Annotated in this window: 21 protein-coding genes; 6 read left to right on the top strand and 15 right to left on the bottom strand. The window is 39.3% G+C overall.

What is annotated here, in order from left to right; translation table 11 throughout:
• Nucleotides 1-16 precede the first annotated feature (16 nt).
• Nucleotides 17-409 (bottom strand): SRPBCC family protein, encoded by a 393-nt coding sequence (locus tag HCG49_RS15975; RefSeq protein ID WP_168470533.1) that lies wholly within the window; start codon nt 407-409, stop codon nt 17-19.
• Nucleotides 410-413: 4 nt separating this feature from the next.
• Nucleotides 414-1,055 (bottom strand): orotate phosphoribosyltransferase, encoded by a 642-nt coding sequence (gene pyrE / locus HCG49_RS15980; RefSeq protein WP_168470534.1) that lies wholly within the window; start codon nt 1,053-1,055, stop codon nt 414-416.
• Nucleotides 1,056-1,062: 7 nt separating this feature from the next.
• On the opposite strand from pyrE, the gene HCG49_RS15985 reads away from it, so the two are divergent.
• Nucleotides 1,063-1,650: an NUDIX hydrolase gene (locus HCG49_RS15985; RefSeq protein WP_168470535.1), complete on the top strand. Its 588-nt coding sequence runs from the start codon at nt 1,063-1,065 to the stop codon at nt 1,648-1,650.
• A 3-nt stretch (nt 1,651-1,653) separates the two neighbouring features.
• Here the strand turns inward: HCG49_RS15985 and HCG49_RS15990 are convergent, their stop codons facing one another.
• The 5 genes from HCG49_RS15990 to HCG49_RS16010 all read right to left on the bottom strand — a co-directional run bounded on the left by HCG49_RS15990 (nt 1,654) and on the right by HCG49_RS16010 (nt 7,477).
• Nucleotides 1,654-3,402: a M14 family metallopeptidase gene (locus HCG49_RS15990; RefSeq protein WP_168470536.1), complete on the bottom strand. Its 1,749-nt coding sequence runs from the start codon at nt 3,400-3,402 to the stop codon at nt 1,654-1,656.
• A 123-nt stretch (nt 3,403-3,525) separates the two neighbouring features.
• Nucleotides 3,526-3,930, bottom strand: coding sequence for a two-component system response regulator (locus HCG49_RS15995; protein ID WP_168470537.1), 405 nt, complete (start codon nt 3,928-3,930; stop codon nt 3,526-3,528).
• Entirely contained in the window at nt 3,917-5,767 is a 1,851-nt protein-coding gene (locus tag HCG49_RS16000; protein WP_168470538.1) for a PAS domain-containing protein, read from the bottom strand. Before HCG49_RS16000 ends, HCG49_RS15995 begins: the two co-directional genes overlap by 14 nt.
• Before the next feature lie 150 nt (nt 5,768-5,917).
• Nucleotides 5,918-6,373: a pantetheine-phosphate adenylyltransferase gene (coaD, locus tag HCG49_RS16005; RefSeq protein WP_168470577.1), complete on the bottom strand. Its 456-nt coding sequence runs from the start codon at nt 6,371-6,373 to the stop codon at nt 5,918-5,920.
• A gap of 120 nt (nt 6,374-6,493) precedes the next feature.
• Nucleotides 6,494-7,477 carry a D-alanine--D-alanine ligase gene (locus HCG49_RS16010; protein ID WP_168470539.1) on the bottom strand — a complete coding sequence of 328 codons (984 nt, stop codon included), beginning with the start codon at nt 7,475-7,477 and terminating at the stop codon, nt 6,494-6,496.
• Between the two features lie 97 nt (nt 7,478-7,574).
• Here HCG49_RS16010 and HCG49_RS16015 point away from each other — a divergent pair, with 97 nt between their 5' ends.
• The 3 genes from HCG49_RS16015 (at nt 7,575) to yaaA (ending at nt 10,090) form a co-directional block, all read left to right on the top strand.
• A complete protein-coding gene (locus HCG49_RS16015; protein ID WP_168470540.1) occupies nt 7,575-8,162 on the top strand; it encodes a PASTA domain-containing protein in 588 nt (195 codons plus the stop codon).
• Between the two features lie 3 nt (nt 8,163-8,165).
• Complete coding sequence (locus HCG49_RS16020; RefSeq protein ID WP_168470541.1) at nt 8,166-9,197, top strand: RluA family pseudouridine synthase; 1,032 nt, start codon at nt 8,166-8,168, stop codon at nt 9,195-9,197.
• A gap of 131 nt (nt 9,198-9,328) precedes the next feature.
• Nucleotides 9,329-10,090 carry a peroxide stress protein YaaA gene (gene yaaA / locus HCG49_RS16025; RefSeq protein WP_168470542.1) on the top strand — a complete coding sequence of 254 codons (762 nt, stop codon included), beginning with the start codon at nt 9,329-9,331 and terminating at the stop codon, nt 10,088-10,090.
• Nucleotides 10,091-10,133: 43 nt separating this feature from the next.
• Here the strand turns inward: yaaA and HCG49_RS18875 are convergent, their stop codons facing one another.
• Entirely contained in the window at nt 10,134-10,262 is a 129-nt protein-coding gene (locus HCG49_RS18875; RefSeq protein ID WP_168470543.1) for a 30S ribosomal protein THX, read from the bottom strand.
• Between the two features lie 284 nt (nt 10,263-10,546).
• Between HCG49_RS18875 and HCG49_RS16035 the strand changes: the two genes are divergently transcribed.
• Both HCG49_RS16035 and HCG49_RS16040 read left to right on the top strand, forming a co-directional pair.
• Entirely contained in the window at nt 10,547-13,999 is a 3,453-nt protein-coding gene (locus HCG49_RS16035; RefSeq protein ID WP_168470544.1) for a pyruvate carboxylase, read from the top strand.
• A 14-nt stretch (nt 14,000-14,013) separates the two neighbouring features.
• A complete protein-coding gene (locus HCG49_RS16040) occupies nt 14,014-14,745 on the top strand; it encodes a uracil-DNA glycosylase family protein (RefSeq protein WP_168470545.1) in 732 nt (243 codons plus the stop codon).
• A 59-nt stretch (nt 14,746-14,804) separates the two neighbouring features.
• On the opposite strand, the gene HCG49_RS16045 is transcribed toward HCG49_RS16040, so the two are convergent.
• From HCG49_RS16045 to HCG49_RS16075, 7 genes are all read right to left on the bottom strand, one after another.
• On the bottom strand, nt 14,805-14,948 hold the full coding sequence (locus HCG49_RS16045) for a hypothetical protein (protein ID WP_168470546.1): 144 nt from the start codon (nt 14,946-14,948) through the stop codon (nt 14,805-14,807).
• Between the two features lie 239 nt (nt 14,949-15,187).
• The gene (gene trpA / locus HCG49_RS16050) at nt 15,188-15,961 is read right to left on the bottom strand and encodes a tryptophan synthase subunit alpha (protein ID WP_168470547.1); all 774 of its coding nucleotides are present in this window, start codon (nt 15,959-15,961) and stop codon (nt 15,188-15,190) included.
• A gap of 69 nt (nt 15,962-16,030) precedes the next feature.
• Nucleotides 16,031-17,212, bottom strand: a complete 1,182-nt coding sequence (gene trpB / locus HCG49_RS16055) for a tryptophan synthase subunit beta (RefSeq protein WP_168470548.1) — start codon at nt 17,210-17,212, stop codon at nt 16,031-16,033.
• 65 nt (nt 17,213-17,277) lie between these two features.
• Complete coding sequence (locus tag HCG49_RS16060; protein WP_168470549.1) at nt 17,278-17,898, bottom strand: phosphoribosylanthranilate isomerase; 621 nt, start codon at nt 17,896-17,898, stop codon at nt 17,278-17,280.
• The gene (gene trpC / locus HCG49_RS16065) at nt 17,898-18,680 is read right to left on the bottom strand and encodes an indole-3-glycerol phosphate synthase TrpC (RefSeq protein WP_168470550.1); all 783 of its coding nucleotides are present in this window, start codon (nt 18,678-18,680) and stop codon (nt 17,898-17,900) included. The genes HCG49_RS16060 and trpC overlap by 1 nt, the downstream gene beginning before the upstream one ends.
• Nucleotides 18,681-18,710: 30 nt before the next feature.
• Nucleotides 18,711-19,706 carry an anthranilate phosphoribosyltransferase gene (gene trpD / locus HCG49_RS16070; RefSeq protein ID WP_168470551.1) on the bottom strand — a complete coding sequence of 332 codons (996 nt, stop codon included), beginning with the start codon at nt 19,704-19,706 and terminating at the stop codon, nt 18,711-18,713.
• A gap of 118 nt (nt 19,707-19,824) precedes the next feature.
• The gene (locus tag HCG49_RS16075; protein ID WP_168470552.1) at nt 19,825-20,439 is read right to left on the bottom strand and encodes an anthranilate synthase component II; all 615 of its coding nucleotides are present in this window, start codon (nt 20,437-20,439) and stop codon (nt 19,825-19,827) included.
• Nucleotides 20,440-20,477: the final 38 nt, after the last annotated feature.

Consider the following 20,477-nt stretch of genomic DNA (forward strand, 5'->3'; position numbering starts at 1 on the left):
GAAATAGTAAAGCTATTTAAAGCTTACTGAGATTGTCTGATAAAGTTCCTATGAAATTAGTGATAGGCGATTTAATCATCATAGCCATCATAGGGTTAAAATCGCCTTCAAAGCTAAGGGATACTTCGCTTTTGTTGGCATCGATCTCCTTGATGTCTGCAGTAAGGGTAAATGGCAGTTTTTCACTGGCTGCACCCAATACTACCTGAGAATTTGGAGTTTCTTGTTTTTTTTGTAAAACAATTTCCGGCATCCCTTTTAAGGCAAAAAGAAATCTGTTTTCGTTTAAAATTTCAAATTTGCTGATATTTTCAGGCATCAATTTTTCGAAATTTTTAATATCACTAAGAAAATCAAAAACTTCTTTACTGCTTTTTGATACCGTTTTAATGGGTGTTTCTAGATGCATAGTATTATTGTTTCCAGGTTGAAGGGTTGCTTTTCCACTCTAAAAGTGTATTTAATTGCTCTTCCTTAATGTAGTTGGTGTCCGAAGCTTGTTGAATTAGATGCTCATAATCGCTTAAAGTATGTAAATCTAAATTGCTGTTTTTAAAGTTTTCATTGGCAACATCAAAGCCATACGTAAATATAGCGATCATTCCCTTAACGTTGGCACCACTGTTTTTTAGGGCTTCGACGGCATTTAAGCTACTTTTACCGGTACTGATCAAATCTTCTATGACCACTACATTTTGGTTGGGTTCTAAATGTCCCTCAATTTGATTTTGACGACCATGAGATTTTGGTTCGGGCCTGACATATACAAAAGGTAAACCTAGGTATTCGGCTACCAGCATACCAATACCGATAGCTCCCGTAGCAACTCCGGCGATGACATCGGGTTTCCCATATAGGTTTTCTAGCTGTTTTGCCATTTGCTCTCTTACGTAGTTTCTTATTATAGGATAAGAGAGAATAATCCTATTATCGCAATAAATTGGAGACTTCCATCCTGAAGCCCATGTAAATGGATTTTCAGGATTCAACTTTATTGCATTAATTTGTAGCAGAAGTTCTGCTGTTTTTTTCGCAGTGTCTTTATCTAAAATCATAACGCAAATGTATAAAGTTTTTGTTAATGAGTCACCTTTGATTTTAACAAATAAGCTGTCAGACGCTGCAAATAATAAATATTTTTTATTAAACGGTACGGCTATTAATGAAGCCATAGATTCTTTGGTGAACAAAAAATTAGGCCAGGCTTTTGTTTATCATCCTAACCATGAGGAGATTTTGAAGAAATTTTCCAAGAAAATTCCGATTGTAGTGGCTGCGGGAGGGGTGGTAACCAACAAAGAAGGGAAAGTTCTTTTTATTTATAGGAACAATAAATGGGATTTGCCCAAGGGAAAACTCGATAAGGGAGAGTCTATTGAGGAGTGTGCTATTAGGGAAGTTGAGGAAGAAACAGGGGTAAAAGGCCTGAAAATTGAGAATTTCCTAAGAACTACCTACCACTTGTTCAAGCGCAATGGGGTATATAAATTAAAAGAAGTTCATTGGTTTGCCATGAATACTACTTACAAAGGCGAGCTTACCGGCCAGGTAGACGAAGGGATTGAAAAAGTAAAATGGAAAGGGCCTAAAAAAATAAAAAAGGCCTTGGAAAATTCCTATGCCAATATTAGGATTCTTTTCGAAGATTAATCCTTATTCCTTTAAAATCCGGTATATAGGGTATTGCATATGGGCTTGTTCGTAATATGGCGACTGTTTATAAATCCAGTCTAGTTGCGAATACCAGCTATTTGCAAAAAGACTGTCGTTTTCTTTCTTGGTATTAAAGCGCTCTTTTAGGTGTATATCCTCTTGTAGGAGTGCTGTGGCTATATCTTCGAAAACATAAGGCGAAAACCCCTCTTTTTGTTGCAGAATGGCATCGAAGAAATTCCAATTAAAAAAAGAATCCGTGGCCTCTGGTTCTAGGGTTTCTAGTAAATAGCGCACCCCTTTTTGATTGGTCGGCACTATAATATCGCCGGCAGAAAAGTTTATTTTTTGGAGATTAGAGCTTACTTGGGTGTTGTAATGGGGATAGTGGCCCTCGTAAGGCTGGCTGTAAGTATCATAAGTTTTAATCTTATAAGCCTCAACGGTAATGCTGCTGTCTTTTTTTAAGGTCTCAAAGCTTATTTGGTTTACGCTAAATAGTTCAAGGATCCTATCCCAGCCCTTTTTTAGGATATAGGCCTTGGGAATCTTTACCGTCTTGGTAGGGGTGAAATAATTTTGATACTCGACTTCTTTTGTAAAAGGTCTGTCCCGATGGTACTTAAGTCGAGGAAAACCAGTGACTTCGCTAGGAATGATATCGGCTTCAAACCCTTTGAACCGAAGGGTAGTGCTTTTGGTAGTGTCAATGGCCCATTGAATGGGGTAGTCTTGTTTTTCTAGGTAGGATTCAAAGGTCCTCTCTCTTAACTGTTTTATTTTTTTAGTGTCGCGATCCGCAATTTCTAGCATCTTTGTCATCAGCACATAGGTGCCTTCAACTCTTTTGGGGTAGGGCTTAAGCCTATGGGTCTCGACCATTAACCCTAAGGTATTCCACAGGCTTGCATAACCAGTAGAATATCGGGGGTAATCCATGAACTGGGAAAAGCCTTTCTCCGGTACTTCATTAAATACGTTGACATAGGGTGTTATATCCCATTGCACTTTAGCTAGTGATTTTTCTAGGGAAGGCATCATTTCCTGGTGGATGTATTCGCCTAATGCTCCGTCTAGTTTATTGTGCTGAGTGAAGAGATGGGTGAGGGTATATTGGTAATCGGCACCATTGCTTACATGGTTGTCGATAAATATATCGGGTTTTATCATATGAAAAATAGCAGCAAAACTGTGCATATTTTTGGTGTCCGTTTTGATAAAATCGCGATTCAGGTCGTAATTTTTGGTGTTTCCCCTAAAACCATAAGATTTGGGGCCGTTTTGGTTGGCCCTAGTAAAGGAGTTTCTGTTTAGAGCCCCACCAATATTGTAAATAGGAATGGTGACGACTACAGTGTTTTTTGGTGACGATATTTTTTTTAGCGCCAAATCCCTGAAGAGCATCATAGTAGCATCAATTCCATCGCTCTCTCCGGGGTGTATGCCGTTATTAATTAGAATGACTGTTTTGGTTTTGCCTATTTTTTGGAAGTTAAACTCCGATTCCGCATTAAAAGTCACCATATGCAACGGCAAGCCGCTATCCGTACTTCCTACGCTCCGTATACCAACTTGGGGGAATTCTTTCGCTAACGCTTTATAAAAGGCTATGGTTTGGTCGTAAGTGGCTGTTTCCTCGCCTTTGCTTTGTTCAAATACGGTTTTGAAAGTAGTGGTCTCCTTTGTATCCTTATCCTTGCAAGAGGAAAAATGAAAAAGTAAACATAGGGATAGGAGGAATCTCTTCAAAGCTGGGTTGTGGTTTTAGTATGTTGGTAATTAGCTTAAAAAATAGAGTGATGTGTGGGGGTGAAGCCTAACGCTCCGCTTGTAACAAGCAATCAAAATTAATTAAAAAAACGAAGGTAATTTCTAAATTGCTTTGGTGATTTCTTCAATTTCAGATTTTCGGATAGGTTTGCTATTAAAGGCAATGTGATGGTGGGTCAATGATTTAAAATTTTCCGATTTTTCTTTGTCGTACTGGTCAATAGAGGAAGTAACTATATTGATATTGATGTTTTTGGAAATAGGCAAGGAGATAAACGCCTCTAAAAACTCCCATCCGTCCATTACGGGCATATTAATGTCCAAGAAAATCAATTCCGGTAAATGGGTGTTTTCAATAATTATTTTCCTGATCTCATCAATGGCTGTCTGACCGTTCTTAAACTCATGGATGTGCTGACAAACCGCTACGGAATTTAATATTTTTTTTATCCCATAAACGGTTATGGGGTCGTCATCAATAATGAAAATAGTATTAATGTTCTTCATTAAAGTATAAATTAAAAGTGGAGCCAACATCAATTTGGCTTTGTGCGTTAATTTTCCCTCCCATGGCTTCTATTTGGTTTTTAACAATAAACAATCCTAACCCTTTTGTGCTGGTATTATTGTGGAATGTCTTGTACATGCCAAATAACTTATGACCATTTTTTTTCATGTCAATGCCCAAGCCGTTATCTTCAATTTTAATTTGAGTATAATTTTGAACATAATTAACACTTATTTTAATAACAGGATCTATTTCTGGCTTTTTAAATCGAACGGCATTGGTTAAGATGCTTAAAATTATGGATTCAAAATAAGAGGGAATTACATTTATAAAAACGCCATCTGGAATTTCACAGACCACGGTTGCCTTATTTTGATCCAATAAGGTAGAAATATTTTTTAAAACTGAATGAATCTTTTCGTTTATATTTATTTTTTTCTTCAATAAGGTTTGCTCACTACTAATCGTCACTATGTCATTTAAGTTGTGTAGGGTCTCCATAAGATTGTCCGAAGATTCCCTTAGCATCTTCATAATTCTAGCTTTTTCTTCTTCATCTTCTTCAGTGGTCAGGAAATCGAGCAACATGGAAAAATTTGCCGAATGGGATCTTAGGTTGTGGGAAACGATATGGGCAAAATTAATGAGTTTTTTATTTTGTTGGGTAGTGACGTGATTGAGGGTTTTTAGTTCCTTTTCCTTTTTTTTAAGATCGGTGATGTCCATATTGATACCTACTAAACCGGTAATTTCACCATTTTCGCCCTTTAAGGGGATTTTTGATGTTAAAAAGGTCGAAAAGCTTCCGTCAGCATGCTTATGGATAAGTTCCGTATTTAAGGATGGGGTTTGGGAAATCATGACCTCCAAATCGTGGTCACGATATTTTTGGGCAGTTTCTTTATCGAAAATATCAAAATCTGTTTTCCCAATAATATCAGTATCGCTTTGAAATCCGCAGAATTGTAGTTCGGATTTATTGGCTAAAATTTTTCTAAACTTTGTGTCCTTGATATGAACTTGTATCGGAATATTATTGATTAAGGTTCTTAATAGATGTTCGTTGGCTTTGGTTTTTTGTTCCTTGTGTACAAAGTCCGTAATGTCTTGGGTAACCACGATCAATCCGGCATATTTTCCGCTTTTATAAAATGGTTTTCCGGAAACCATTACCCATTTTAAATTCCCTTTAGCGGTGATAATCTGTAATTTTTCCTTCCAGGAGGTTTTGTTTTCCGTAGAAGAGAATATGGCCATGGAAATGGTATTCCTGTCGTATCCCGACTTGAAAAAATCTATGATGTTGTTTAAGTTTAACTCAAAATGCTCATCTATTTCCAATATGTTCCTGAAGACCGGACAGCCAATGACCGTTTCTTGGGTTTTAATATACTCCCAATTTCCAATTTTTCCAGAACGGGAGGTTTCTTGAAGAAGGAATTCTAACTTATCCTTTTCTAAGTCACTTTTTATTCTTTGCCCCACATCTTCGGTTTGAATGATGGCGCCAATAGCATTCCCATGTTCATCGTACCAAGGGGAAAAAGACCACTCAAAATAGCTTTCCTTAAAAGTAGGGTCTGTATAGACCTCTATATTGGGTTGTGGCTGTTGGCCGCGAAAACATTCCCTTAGGGATTTTATGGTAGTGTCTCCTAGTTTTTCGAAAAGATCCCGAAGGTTTTTGTCAATAACTTCACCATGGTTGAAATTAAATTCTTGAGTCCATTTATCGGCCGCAAACACTACCTTAAAATCCTTGTTTATAAAGGCTATTGGTGTTGGTAGTTGTCTGATTAATATGTTGTCATTGGCTTTGAGGGGGGATCTCAACATGATTAATGGTTTCTGTAAAATTAGTTAGAATTTATAAATATTGAAATTCTTTGTTGTGAACTCCATATAATAAGTGGTTTAGTGCCTAATTGCACAAAAAAAAAGAATGCGTTTTTTTTAATCTCTAGGAAATATCCAAAGCCCTAAAGCTTATTTCCATCGAACCGAATCTGGAACCAGTCCGGTATAGTCGCCACCATTTCTAATAACATCCCTAACGATGGAAGAACTGATGTATGATTTTCCCGAAGAGGTAAGCAAAAATACGGTTTCTATTTCTGATAGTTTTCTGTTGGTATGTGCGATGGCTTTCTCAAATTCGAAATCCGCAGGATTCCTTAATCCTCTGAGAATAAAGCCAGCATTAATTTTTTTACAAAAATCTACCGTTAAGCCCTCATAGGTAAGAACCGATATTTTTGGTTCGTCCTTAAAAGCTTCTGTGATGAATTTTTTACGTTCTTCTAGGGAAAACATGTATTTTTTATCCGAATTGATGCCGATCGCTATCACCAATTCATCAAAAAGAGTAATGCCTCTTTGAATAATATCGGCATGTCCTAAGGTTAAAGGATCAAAAGAACCTGGAAATACTGCACGTCTTATCATTGATTTTTCTTTTTAGGGCGACCACCTGAGATTGTAATTGACCTTTGTTAAAGGTGGTCATGAGCCTTGTTCTTAAAAATGAACAAGGCGTATTGGTTTGGTTTATATAGCCTAAAGTTAATTATTTTGTTTCAAAGCTTCCCAAATAGCACTTTCAAAAAGTTCAGCCAAGGAAATACCGGCAGCCTGTGCCTGTTGTGGCAAGATACTTTCGGTGGTAAGGCCGGGGGTGGTATTCATTTCTAACATATAGGGTTCGTCATCGACGAAAATAAATTCACTTCTAGAGAAACCACGCATTTTTAAGCGCTCGTACGCTAGTTTAGCTATGTTTGCCACTCGTAAGGCTTGTTGTTCGCTTATTCTTGCCGGGGTAATTTCCTGGGATTTGCCTTCGTATTTGGCAGCGTAATCAAAAAAGTCGTTTTCCGATACAATTTCTGTGATAGGCAGCACTTTGGTCTGACCTTGATATTTGATGACCCCTACAGACACTTCGGTACCATTTAAAAAGGCTTCGATAATGATTTCATTATCTTCGGCAAAGGCCTTTTCTATGGCTTTTGCCAAAGCCTCTTTTTCATAGACTTTGCTTATCCCAAAACTACTACCGGCCTTATTGGCCTTTACAAAACACGGAAGTCCCACGGCAGCAATAATCTCGTCCTCCCTAATTTCATCTCCAAGATTTAAGTAGTAAGACGCGGCCGATTTAATTCCATATGGTTTTAAAACACTTAACAGGTCTCGTTTGTTAAACGTTAGGGATGCTTGATAATAGTCACATGAAGTTTGTTTGATGCCCAAAAGTTCGAAATATGCCTGCATTAGGCCGTCTTCCCCGGGCGAACCGTGGATAGCATTAAAAACACAGTCGAATTTGATGGATTCAGTGGGGGTGTCTACCGAAAAATCGTCCTTGTTTACAGGGTGTTCCCGATCGTTCTCATCTACATACACCCACTTTTCCTTTAAAATATGGATTCTGAAGGCATTAAATTTTTCTTTGTTTAAATAGTCGTAAACAACTTGGCCGCTTATTAGGGAGATTTTGTACTCGCTAGAGTAGCCGCCCATTATGATCGCAACATTTATTTTCATAGTTCTGTTAAGGGTAAAATCAATAAACAAATATCATGTGTTCAAAGTAAAGAAAAAGCATTCGGTTTTCTATCTTTGCCAGACTATAAAATATAACATGGGAAATTTTTTTAAATTTTTATTTAGTAAATCATTTTTTGTGCAATTGGTGCTAGCGCTAATTGTAACGGTGGTTTTGGTGATAGGTGCCATGCAGTGGCTGAAAAATTCTACCAATCACGGCGAATTTGTAGAAGTCCCGGATCTCTCTAAAATGTCGATCAGTGAGATGAGATCAGTGGTCGAAAAGGCAAAATTGAGATATGAAGTGTTAGATTCTGCTAACTATAATCCCGATTATCCGCGGTTTTCTATAATAGATCAAAATCCCCCTGCCGGGAACAAGGTCAAGGAAAACAGAAAACTCTACATCACCGTAAACCCTTCTGGCTACCAAAAGGTAAGTATCCCCAATATTATTCAAGTTACCCAAAGGAACGCAAGCGCCATGCTAAAGGCAGTAGGCTTGGAGGTAGAGCGGGTGAGCTATATTGATAAATTGGGAAAAGATATGGTGTACGAAATTAAATATAAAGGCAAGAGTATTTCTCCTGGGGATAAATTGCCTAAGACCTCAAAAATAGAATTGGTTTGTGGGAACGGTAATATTGCCGGAAATATCCCAGTAGAAACAGATTCACAATAGCATATGGATACATTAGACGATAAGGATTTTAATGAAGAAGAACTTTTTGAGCATTTTAGTTTTAGTGCCTCTAAAGGTCAGGATCCCCTAAGAGTAGATAAGTTTTTAATGAATTTTATTGAAAACGCTACAAGAAATAAAATTCAACAAGCAGCCAAAGATGGTAATATATGGGTTAACGGACTAACTGTTAAACAAAATTACAAGGTAAAGGCCGGTGATAATGTGCGGGTTATGTTTGCGCATCCTCCACACGAGATGTTGCTGGTGCCAGAAGATATTCCGATAGATATTGTTTATGAAGACGATGCGCTGATGGTGGTTAACAAGCCAGCCGGTATGGTAGTACATCCTGGACATGGCAACTACTCCGGTACATTGATCAATGCCTTGTTGTTTCACAGTGCTAATTTGCCCAAGAACAGCGACGAACGCCCAGGTTTGGTGCATCGTATAGATAAGGATACTTCGGGGCTCTTGGTAGTGGCCAAGACAGAAATGGCCATGACACATCTGGCCAAGCAATTTTTTGATAAAAGTAGCGAACGCGAATATATAGCCTTGGTTTGGGGTAATGTAGAAGAAGATGAAGGGACTATAGAAGGACATATTGGCCGTAATCCTAAAAACAGGCTGCAAATGCAGGTGTTTCTAGAAGGAGAGCAAGGGAAAGAAGCGGTGACCCATTACAAGGTGGTAGAAAGATTGGGCTATGTAACCTTAATATCCTGTAGGCTAGAAACGGGAAGAACGCATCAGATCCGTGTACACCTAAAGCATATAGGACATACCCTGTTTAACGATGAAAGATATGGCGGAGATAAGATCTTAAAAGGAACCACTTTTACAAAATATAAACAGTTTGTAGATAATGCCTTTAAAATTTTGCCGCGACAGGCCCTGCATGCAAAAACCTTAGGATTTGTGCATCCCGTGAGTGGGGAATATATGAGGTTCGATTCTGAAATTCCGGAAGATATGGTTAGTTGTATCGAAAAATGGAGACATTACGCCAAACACAGTCAAGCAGAATAGATTTAATTGATTTCCGTATCGATAACTACAGTGGTGGTTTTTGGGAAATCTAAGTTTTGAAAGTTATTTTTGAGTGTCGTTTTGTACCAACAACGGTAAATTAAGAATTAATACAGAAGATAAGCATTATAATGAAAATAGTAATTTCGCCTGCAAAGTCGCTAGATTTAAAAAGTACAGTACCCACAAAAGACTTTTCCCTGCCGGTTTTTTTAGAACAAGCGGCAGAATTAAATAAGGTACTTGCCAAAAAAAAGCCCAAAGATCTATCAGCTCTTATGGGGATTTCGGACAATTTGGCGCAATTAAATTGGGAAAGGAATCAAGCGTTTTCTACTCCCTTTACGCCAGAAAATGCTAGGGCAGCCGTTTATGCTTTTAATGGTGATGTCTACCAAGGATTGGATGCCTATAGTATACCAACTTCGGCATTGGAAAGGCTACAGGGGACCCTTAGGATACTGTCGGGCTTGTATGGGGTATTAAAACCTTTAGATTTAATTCAGGCATACCGATTGGAAATGGGGACCCAATTAAAAGTAGGAAGAAAGAAGAATTTATACGAGTATTGGAAAACACCACTGACAGCCCAATTAAATTCCGAAATGGAAGAAGGGGAGTTGTTGGTAAACTTGGCCAGTAACGAGTATTTCAGTGCCGTAGATACAAAAGTATTACAGGCGACCGTCATAAGCCCGGTTTTTAAAGAGTGGAAAAACGATAACTTAAAGATTATCAGTTTTTATGCTAAAAAGGCCCGTGGTACCATGGCGAGGTATATTTTAGACACCGATGCCGCAACTTTGGATGATATACGTGCTTTTGACCGCGATGGCTATATGTTCAGTAAGGAACATACCTTAAAGGAGCATCAGCCCGTATTTATCAGGTAGAAACAAAATGTTATACATAATAGAATAAGCCTCTCTCAGAGGCTTATTTTTTTTTGCCTACACTTATCTTTTCTTCAATAGAAGGCTTTCTTTTTAACTTTCGTTTTCGCCTTGTCCCGTAGGTTCCATTGATAATCTTACCTCTTTTCGATTTTTTATCGCCTTTTCCCATTTTTCGGATTTTAAATTTTTCTTGAAGTTATACTTTTTAAAAGCCATTGTCAAGTTTTAGGTCCATTCAAAAGTAGTTTTTTGGTTTTTATCCATACCGATATTCCTTAGAAGTCGATAGAACGCTTTTTGTCGGGCATTAAGGAAAGTTAAACGTTGATATAAAATCTCTTAAATAAAAAAATGTAGCTTTAGAAAGGCTCTTGATTGGATGAAAATGTATAAATTATAAATGTTTTTGGTCCTGCCCAGCAAAAAAAGAATTTATAATAAAAACTTATAAGCGTGAATATCAAAAAGGTTTTAGTTGCAAACAGAGGAGAGATAGCTATTCGGATTTTTAGAGCTTGTGTAGAAATAGGAATAAAAACAGTGGGGGTATATACCTATGAAGACCGGTATTCACTACATCGCTATAAGGCCGATGAAAGCTACCAAATAGGAGAGGACCATGAGCCATTAAAACCATATTTGGATATGGACAGCCTTATTCAGGTGGCAAAAGAGAATAATGTTGATGCCATACATCCTGGATACGGATTTTTGTCTGAAAACCCAAAATTTGCGCAAAAATGTGAGGACCATGGGATTATTTTTATAGGCCCTAAAGTAGCTGTTTTAAAGGCCTTGGGCGATAAAATAACGGCGAAAAGGGTAGCTGTAGACAATAATATCCCCATCATTAGAAGTAGTGAGCTAGCACTGATCAATATAGATGTCGCCCTCTCGGAAGCGTCAAAAATCGGTTATCCGCTGATGCTAAAAGCGGCTTCGGGGGGCGGTGGACGTGGAATGAGGGTGATCCTTAGCGATAACGACCTTCGAAAAGAGTTCGATGTGGCCAGACGTGAGTCGCTGAATGCTTTTGGTGATGATACAGTGTTTCTAGAGAAATTTGTAGCCAATCCAAAACATATAGAAATTCAAATAGTGGCCGATACCCACGGCAATATGGTACACTTGTACGAACGCGATTGTTCCGTGCAGCGCCGGTATCAGAAAGTAATAGAATTTGCCCCGTCGGTAGGCCTGGAAGAAAAAACCAAAGAGCAGCTATACCGCTATGCCATTGATATTTGTAAGGCAGTAGATTATAATAATATTGGTACGGTCGAATTTCTGCTCGATGAGGACGGGAGTATTTATTTTATCGAAGTAAATCCCAGAATACAAGTAGAGCATACCGTTACCGAAATGATTACCAATATAGACTTGGTAAAGACCCAAATATTTATCGCTGGGGGATATAAATTGTCCGATAAGCAAATTAAAATCCAAGACCAAGATGCAATCCGGGTAACTGGATTTGCCCTGCAATGCCGGATAACCACCGAAGATCCTGCCAACGATTTTAAACCAGATTACGGGGTGGTTACTACTTATAGGAGCGCTTCGGGCTTAGGGATCCGACTAGATGCCGGAAGTATTTATCAGGGAGTGACTATTTCTCCCTTCTTCGATTCTATGCTTGTAAAGGTTTCTGCCATTAGTAGAACTTTGGATGGCTCTTGCAGGAAAATGCGCAGGGCCTTGGCCGAGTTTCGTATCAGAGGGGTGAAGACCAATATGGCATTTCTAGATAATATTCTGAAACATCCCACTTTTAGGGAAGGTAAGGTGACGGTGAATTTTATAAAAAACGAGCCCAGCTTATTCGAGTTTATCGAATCTAGGAACCGCGCCAATAAATTATTGGAATATTTGGGCGAGGTAATCGTCAACGGCAATCCAGATGTAAAAAACATAACGCCCAACGTAGTATTTACCAAACCTAAGGTACCTGCCTTTTCAAAAACCGAAGCGTACCCAAAAGGAAGTAAAGATCTGTTGACTGAACTGGGGCCAGAGAATTTTTCCCAATGGTTAAAAGCAGAAAAGAAGGTTCATTTTACCGATACTACCATGCGCGATGCTCACCAAAGTTTGTTGGCGACACGGATGAGAACGGCAGATATGCTAAAAGTGGCCGAGGGCTATGCCAAAAATCATCCAGAAGTATTTAGTATGGAAGTCTGGGGGGGAGCGACTTTCGATGTTTGTCTGCGGTTTTTGCAAGAAAACCCTTGGGAACGCTTAAGTCTGCTGCGAAAAGCTATCCCCAATATATTATTGCAAATGCTTATAAGAGGGTCTAACGGTGTCGGATATACCGCATATCCCGATAACCTGATTCAGCGCTTTGTAGAAGAATCATGGAATTCCGGGATCGATGTTTTTCGGATTTTCGATTCCCTGAACTGGATGAAATCGATTGCCCCATGTATAGAATATGTCCGCACTAAAACAGACGGACTAGCAGAAGGTTCCATTTGCTACACCGGCGATATTCTAGACCCCTCCAAATCTAAATACGATCTAAAGTATTACCTGCGCTTGGCCAAGGATATCGAAAATTCGGGGGCTCATATTTTGGGGGTCAAGGATATGGCAGGCCTGTTAAAACCATATGCGGCCTATGAATTGATATCGGCCTTAAAAGCAGAAATAAATATTCCTATTCACTTGCATACCCACGATACCTCCTCCATACAATCGGCAACCTATTTAAAAGCAATAGAAGCAGGGGTCGATGTGGTCGATGTGGCCCTAGGAGGACTATCCGGATTAACAGCACAGCCCAACTTCAATGCCATGGTAGAAATGCTGAGGTTTCACGAGCGCGAAAATAAATTCGATACCGATACATTGGCAGCGTATTCTAATTATTGGGAAGCTGTTCGGAAGTATTACTACCCTTTTGAATCTGGCTTAAAATCGGGTACGGGAGAGGTGTATAAACATGAAATTCCAGGTGGCCAATATTCCAACCTAAAAGGACAGGCCATAGCCTTGGGATTGGAGGACAAATTTCCTGAAGTGACTAAAATGTATGGGGAAGTGAATACCTTATTCGGCGATATTATTAAGGTAACGCCTAGTTCGAAAGTAGTCGGGGATATGGCCCAATACATGATCAGTAATAACTTAACGGTTGCGGATGTCTTGGAAAAAGGCGACACCATTTCCTTTCCGCAATCGGTGATAGGATTCTTTAAAGGAGATTTGGGACAGCCCGTAGGAGGCTTTCCGGAAAATATAAAAAAACTTGTCCTCAAAGATCAAAAATCATATTCCGAAAGACCCAATGCACATTTAGAAGCCATAGATTTTGAAAAGGAATTTGCCGCTTTTAAGCGCGACTTTAACCACGGTATGGGACGTGAACTGATGATCACCGATTTTTTATCCTTTAAATTGTACCCCAAAGTTTTTACGGAAGCCTATAATAATCATTTAAAATACGGGAATGTAATGCGTATTCCTACCAAGAACTTCTTCTATGGGATGGATATAGGGGAGGAGATTATGGTAGAATTGGATAGGGGGAAAAATGTTTTGATATCCTTGATGTTAAAGGGAGAACCAGATGATTCGGGAAATGTAAATGTTTTCTTTAAGGTCAATGGACAAATGCGTAACGTGGTCATCAAAGACCGTTCGGTAAAAGTATTAAAGGTAGAAAATGCCAAAGCAGATATGTCCAATACCAAAGAAGTTGGTGCCCCTTTACAAGGAATGCTATCTTCGGTACTGGTAAAAAGGGGGGAAGAGGTGAAAAAAAATCAACCCTTATTTGTCATAGAAGCTATGAAAATGGAGACTACCGTAACTGCAGCCGAAGCCGGAATAGTAGATAGAATTCAGTTAAAAGGCGGATCCTTGGTAAACTCCGAAGATTTGGTGCTGGTCTTAAAGTAAACTGAAAATCACCCATGGCGCCTTTTTTACATACCCATCCGTACGAACCTTTTTTATTTAAAGAGGCGACTAAATTAATTGTAGGTACCCTACCGCCACCAAGGTTTACCATCGGCGATTTAAAGGAAGGCGATGTCGATTTTTGTTACGGTAGTAGGGACGGGCAATTATGGCCTATATTAGATGAGATTTTTAAGCTGAATCTAAAGTTTGAAACAACTGAGGAAGCGGCTCAACAACGGATCGATTTTTTGAGGCAACGTAAAATAGGTATCTGTGATATTGTAGCAAGCGCAGAAAGAACTAAGATTGATGCCTCCGATGTCGGCATGGAAAATATCCAATTGCGGAATTTATTGGGATACTTACGAGAATATCCCAATGTAAATACCCTTTTATTTACCGGAGGGAATAGTAAAAATGGACCTGAGTATTTTTTCAGGAGACATTTAAAAGAAAATGGATTGCGATTAAGACTACTGTCCAATGAGGTGCCTCGTATCCATGAATTTGACTTGCCAATTACAAATGCCTTGGATATTGCGATTTCTAGGGGGAGACAACCATTAGTAAGCGCTAAAACAGAAATTAGTACAAGGCAAATAAAAACCGTGTCCTTAATAGCCCCGTCCGGTGCAGCCAATAGGGCAGTGGGGAGTTTACAGGCATATAAGGAAATGAAAAAACAACACCCGGAACTCAATACTATCGATTTCCGGGTGTTGCAGTATAAGGCTTTTTTCTAAATTATGAAGAACAAGCTTGCTCCCTTTGAAAAATAGACCTATTATTATTATGATACTTCCTACTTTTTGTTTTGTTGTTTTTTTATGGTGTCTTCATCGAAATTAATTTTATTGGTTTCAATGCTGGTATTACCAGTAGGGTTGGTTGGATTCTCTTGTGTTACTTTTCTTTTAAACTTTCTGTTTTCACTAATTATTCCCATATATTTTATGTTTTTAGGTTCACCTATAACATAAAAAAAAGCTGTCAATATTTCCGTTAATGAAGTATAAAACCTTTGTTATAGACTGTTAAATATGGGGTGCGGTAGGGTTTTGTGTTATTAGTATTAGTGATAAGTGAGCTCTTTTATGTGTGCAGCTTATAGATGAAAGCATTATGGTCCACTTCTGTATTGTAGAAAATGGACCATCGGGTATAGCATTCCTTAACAGGAAATGTTTATTGTTTAACAGCTAGAATTCCCTCTATAAAATCTGGAATCTTTTCTACACCATGGTTGGTGAGATGCTTTACAAAAGCCGAACCTATAATGGCCCCGCTGGCCGTTTTCGTGGCTTGCTGAAAAGTTTCGGCATTGCTGATGCCAAACCCGATAATCTGAGGGTTTTTTAGGTGCATATCGGCTATCCTTTGGAAATACTGCTCTTGGGTGTTTCCAAAACCATCCTGGGATCCGGTTACGCTGGCAGAACTAACCATATAAATAAACCCGTCCGAGGCAGCATCTATTTTTAGAATACGCTCGTCACTGGTCTGTGGGGTTATTAGAAAGATATGGGCAAGGCCGTATTTTTTAAAAATATCCTCGTATTGGTCCTGATATACATCTAAAGGCAAATCGGGTAATATAAGTCCGTCTATACCAATTTCCTGACATTTTTTACAAAAGGCTTCTACGCCGTATTGAAAAATAGGATTAAAATACCCCATGATGATCAAAGGAATGCGTACCGATTTACGGATGTTTTTAAGCTGTTCGAATAAAATAGCGGTAGTCATTCCGTTTGTTAATGCTTGGGTAGAACTGGCCTGAATGGTAGGGCCATCGGCCAAGGGGTCGCTAAAGGGCAATCCTATCTCTATCATATCGACCCCGTTTTTTTCGAGATCTTGAATGATTTTTACCGTATCGTTTAAAGCAGGGTATCCCGCTGTAAAATATATGGACAATAATTTTTTGTCCTCTTGTAATTTTTGATTTATTCTGTTCATCTTTTTGGAAATAGTGTCGTTGGGGGATAAACAAGGAAATAAGCTTATCTCCTTGTTTATCCATCCAATCTATAGTTTAAAATAATCGATATAGGTACCTAAATCTTTATCGCCACGCCCCGATAGGTTGATAACGACCACATCATCTGGTTTAAAAGTTTTTGTTTCTAAAACAGCAAAGGCATGCGAGGATTCTATGGCTGGAATAATACCTTCTAATTTGGAGAGTTGCATTCCGGCCTGCATGGCCTGATCATCGGTTACTGCAATAAATTCTGCCCGTCCCGATTTGTACAAATGGGCATGCATTGGGCCAACACCAGGGTAATCCAAGCCGGCAGAAATAGAATATGGTTCTGTGATCTGACCATCTTGGGTCTGCATTAATAAGGTTTTACAACCGTGAATAATACCTTCTTTGCCCAGTACCGATGTGGCGGCACTTTCTCCAGTGTCAATACCTTTTCCGGCCGCTTCAACAGCAATGATACCAACTTCTTTTTCGTGTAAAAAATGATAGAAGGTACCGGCAGCATTACTACCACCCCCAACACAGGCTACCACGTAATCTGGGTTTTCCTTGCCTTCCTTTTCTTTTAACTGCCATTTTATTTCTTCGGAGATGATAGACTGAAACCTGGTCACCATATCTGGGTAGGGGTGTGGGCCAATAGCGGAACCTATAATATAATGCGTGTCTACCGGATTATTGATCCAATCGCGAATGGCTTCATTGGTCGCATCCTTTAAGGTTCGGCTCCCGGAAAGGGCAGGCCTTACTTCGGCACCCAACATCTTCATTCTAGCAACATTGGGGGCCTGCCGGGCAATATCAATTTCACCCATATACACAATACATGCCATTCCCATCAGGGCACACACCGTAGCGGTGGCCACACCGTGCTGTCCGGCGCCAGTCTCAGCAATAATTCTGGTCTTGCCCAAACGTTTGGCCATTAATATTTGCCCAATGGTATTGTTTACCTTATGAGCACCGGTATGGTTAAGGTCTTCGCGTTTTAAGTATATTTTGGTGTTGTATCTTTCCGAAAGGCGCTTGGCAAAATATAGGGGAGAAGGCCTACCTACATAATCCTTTAATAATTGGTCAAATTCAGCGATAAATGTAGGGTCTGCCATCACCTTTAAATACTGCTGTCTCAGGTTCTCTACATTGGGGTACAACATTTCGGGAATAAAGGCTCCGCCAAATTCACCGTAATATCCTTTTTCGTCTACGTTATAATTCATTCTTTAAAGTGTTTTATCCCTATACTTTATTAGCCAATAACGATGGCCAAAGAAGGAAGGTCTTTTTATATGTTTTGCTTAAATGCTTTTAAAAGCGCTATGTCCTTTTCACCAGGTTTAATTTCGAATTTGCTGTTCACGTCAATGGCGTAGCAATATTCAGATTCAGGTCTACTAAGGAAATCGGCCACCTTGCCCGCTTCTTCTAGTCCAATACCGCCGCTTAAAAAATAAGGTTTGGTGGAAGGGTAGCTTTGTAAAACCTCCCAACTAAATGTATAGCCGTTTCCTCCAGGTAGTTTTCCCTTGGTATCGAATAAAAAATAATCGCATACCTTTTCGTAGGGAGTTAACAATTGAAAATCGAAATCGTCTTTAATAGAAAATACCTTTATGATTTCGATCCCCTGGGCTGTAGCGCCTAAAGCCTTACAAAAATCTGGCGATTCTTTTCCGTGCAACTGTACTGCCTGTAGGTCATAGGTTGCAATAGTTTTTATAATATCGGAAAGAGAGGTGTCGACAAAAACACCTACTTTTTTAATATTGTCAGGAATCTTCGGCATGCTGCCATTAAAATAACGGGAAGAAGGTTCCCAAAATATATACCCCATGTAATCGGGCTGTAAATTTGCGACAGCCAACATATTATCATGGTATTTCATTCCGCATACTTTGAGTTTCATCACTTTAATTGATTTATGAAGTCAGTAGCGCTTTTTCCGGGAGTGTCGGTTTTCATAAAATTCTCTCCAATCAAAAAGCCTTGGTAACCATATGGTTGTAATTCTTTAATGGCGGGTATATTGCTAATGCCGCTTTCGGAAACCTTGACAAAATCGTTGGGGATTAAGCTAGAAAGAGATTTGCTGGTTTCTAAACTAAGCTCAAAGGTCTTTAAGTTTCTATTATTTACCCCTAACATGTCTATGCTGGGCATAATAGACTTGTGTAGTTCTTCTTCATTATGCACCTCTAACAATACGTCGAGCTGCAATTGCTTGGCCAATTCAGAATAGGCTTTTATTTCTTCCCTGCTCAGAATTGCGGCTATCAGTAAAATTACATCGGCCCCATAGGCCTTTGCTTCTATGATCTGATATTCGTCAATAATAAATTCTTTCCTAAGAAGTGGGAGTTGTACCGAGGCCCGTGCAAGAAGCAAATCGTCCAAAGAACCTCCGAAGTACTTGCCATCGGTTAGTACCGACATACCGCATACCCCGGCATGCTCGTAGCCTACGGCTACCTCGCTCACACTGCTGTTTTGGTTGATGACAGCTTTAGAGGGCGACCTGCGCTTGTGTTCTGCAATAATACCCGTACCACTGTTCCTTAGGGCTTGTGCCAAGGATACGGTAGGACGATCAAAAAGCACGGAGTTTTCCAATTGGGAAATAGGAATGATAGATTTTTTTAAGGCTACTTCCTTGCGTTTGTCAATGACTATTTTATCGAGTATATTCATTTTTTTAACCTTGAGAGGTAGTGTTTAAATTTATAGTGCGCTTAATGTCTGTAATTTTTTAAGAGAAGCCAATCCCTTACCACTCTGTAAGGATTCCATCGCCTGTTCAAAACCTTGCAACGGACTCAAGCCTTTTACGGTAGCAATCGCCATCCCAGCATTGGCACAGACAACATTATTTTGAGCTTCCGTACCTTTTCCTTCCAGGACGTTAAGGAATATTTGGGCCGATTTTTCGATACTTCCGCCTCCTGTAATATCGTTTTGGGAGATGGTTGGTACTCCAAAATCGGAGGGTTTTAACATTCCCTCACTATGATTGGTGATGGTTTTGGTGTCTCCGGTCAATGAAATTTCATCATAACCGTCCAAGGCATGTAATACCGTAAAATTTATATCGGTCTTCTGATATAGATACCCGTACATTCGAGCCAATTCTAAATTAAACACCCCTACGGTCTGATTATTCGGGAAAGCCGGATTTACCATAGGCCCCAACATATTGAAGAAGGTTTTTACACCTAGTTCTCGGCGAATGGGGGCTACATTTTTCATGGCAGGGTGAAACAGAGGGGCATGTAAAACACATATGCCAGCCTTATCGATGCATTTTTCTAAAAAATCGGGCTCATTACTAAATTTAACGCCCAGGTATTCCATAACATTACTACTGCCACAAGAAGAAGATACCCCGTAATTACCATGCTTACTTACTTTGACATCGGCCCCGGCAGTTACAAAACTTGCAAGTGTAGAGATGTTAAAAGTATCCTTGCCGTCGCCACCGGTACCACAGAGATCTATAGGGTTGTATGCCGATAAATCGACCGCCAAACACAATTCTAATAAAGCATCTCTAAAACCTTCCAGTTCTTCAATGGTAACGCTACGCATCATATATACGGTTAAAAAAGCCGCAATCTGACTAGTGTTGTAATCTCCTTTTGCAATATTGACCAAAACTTCCTTGGCTACTTCCTTGGGAAGAACATCGTGATTGATGAGTCTGTTTAATATATCTTTCATTTTAATTCCTTTTTATGCGAACGGTGCCGATGATTATACATCTCAGTACCCGTTTCGCTATTTTTTAATGGGATACTAATAGGTATACTAGTCCTATGAGTTCTTTAATGTCCGATTTTTACTTTTCGAGCCAATTCTTAAGCATATCCTTTCCATTTGGGGTAAGTACGGACTCTGGATGAAATTGTACGGCACACACATCATATAATTTGTGGCGCAAGGACATTACTTGTCCGTTTTCATCCAAGGAAGTGGCTTCCAAAACATCGGGCAATTCAGGGTGCACTACCCAAGAATGATAACGTCCAACTTCAATTTCCTTGGGCATTCCTTTAAATAGGACATCGTCTTTAATAATATTTATACTCGTAGCAATACCGTGGTATACTTGGTCTATGTTTATTAGTGAGCCACCGAAAACCTCCGCAATGGCCTGTTGGCCTAGACAAACGCCAAAAATGCTTTTGGTCGGAGCGTAGGTTGCAATAATTTCCTTTAATAGTCCAGCTTCGTCCGGAATCCCGGGGCCTGGAGAAAGAACAATTTTATCAAAGGCGTCAACTTCTTCCAGACGTAATTGATTGTTTCTTTTTACCGTTACCACACAACCTAAATCTTCTAGGTAGTGCACAAGGTTATAGGTAAAACTATCGTAGTTGTCTATCACTAAGACTTCCAAAGTTGATGGCTTTGAGGAAGAGGGGTTAGAATCGGAATGTATGTTGTTGTTCATATTTTTTATCTCTGTATTTAATAGTTCCGCCATTAAGG

Source organism: Arenibacter sp. 6A1, from assembly GCF_012272855.1.
Taxonomy (GTDB): domain Bacteria; phylum Bacteroidota; class Bacteroidia; order Flavobacteriales; family Flavobacteriaceae; genus Arenibacter.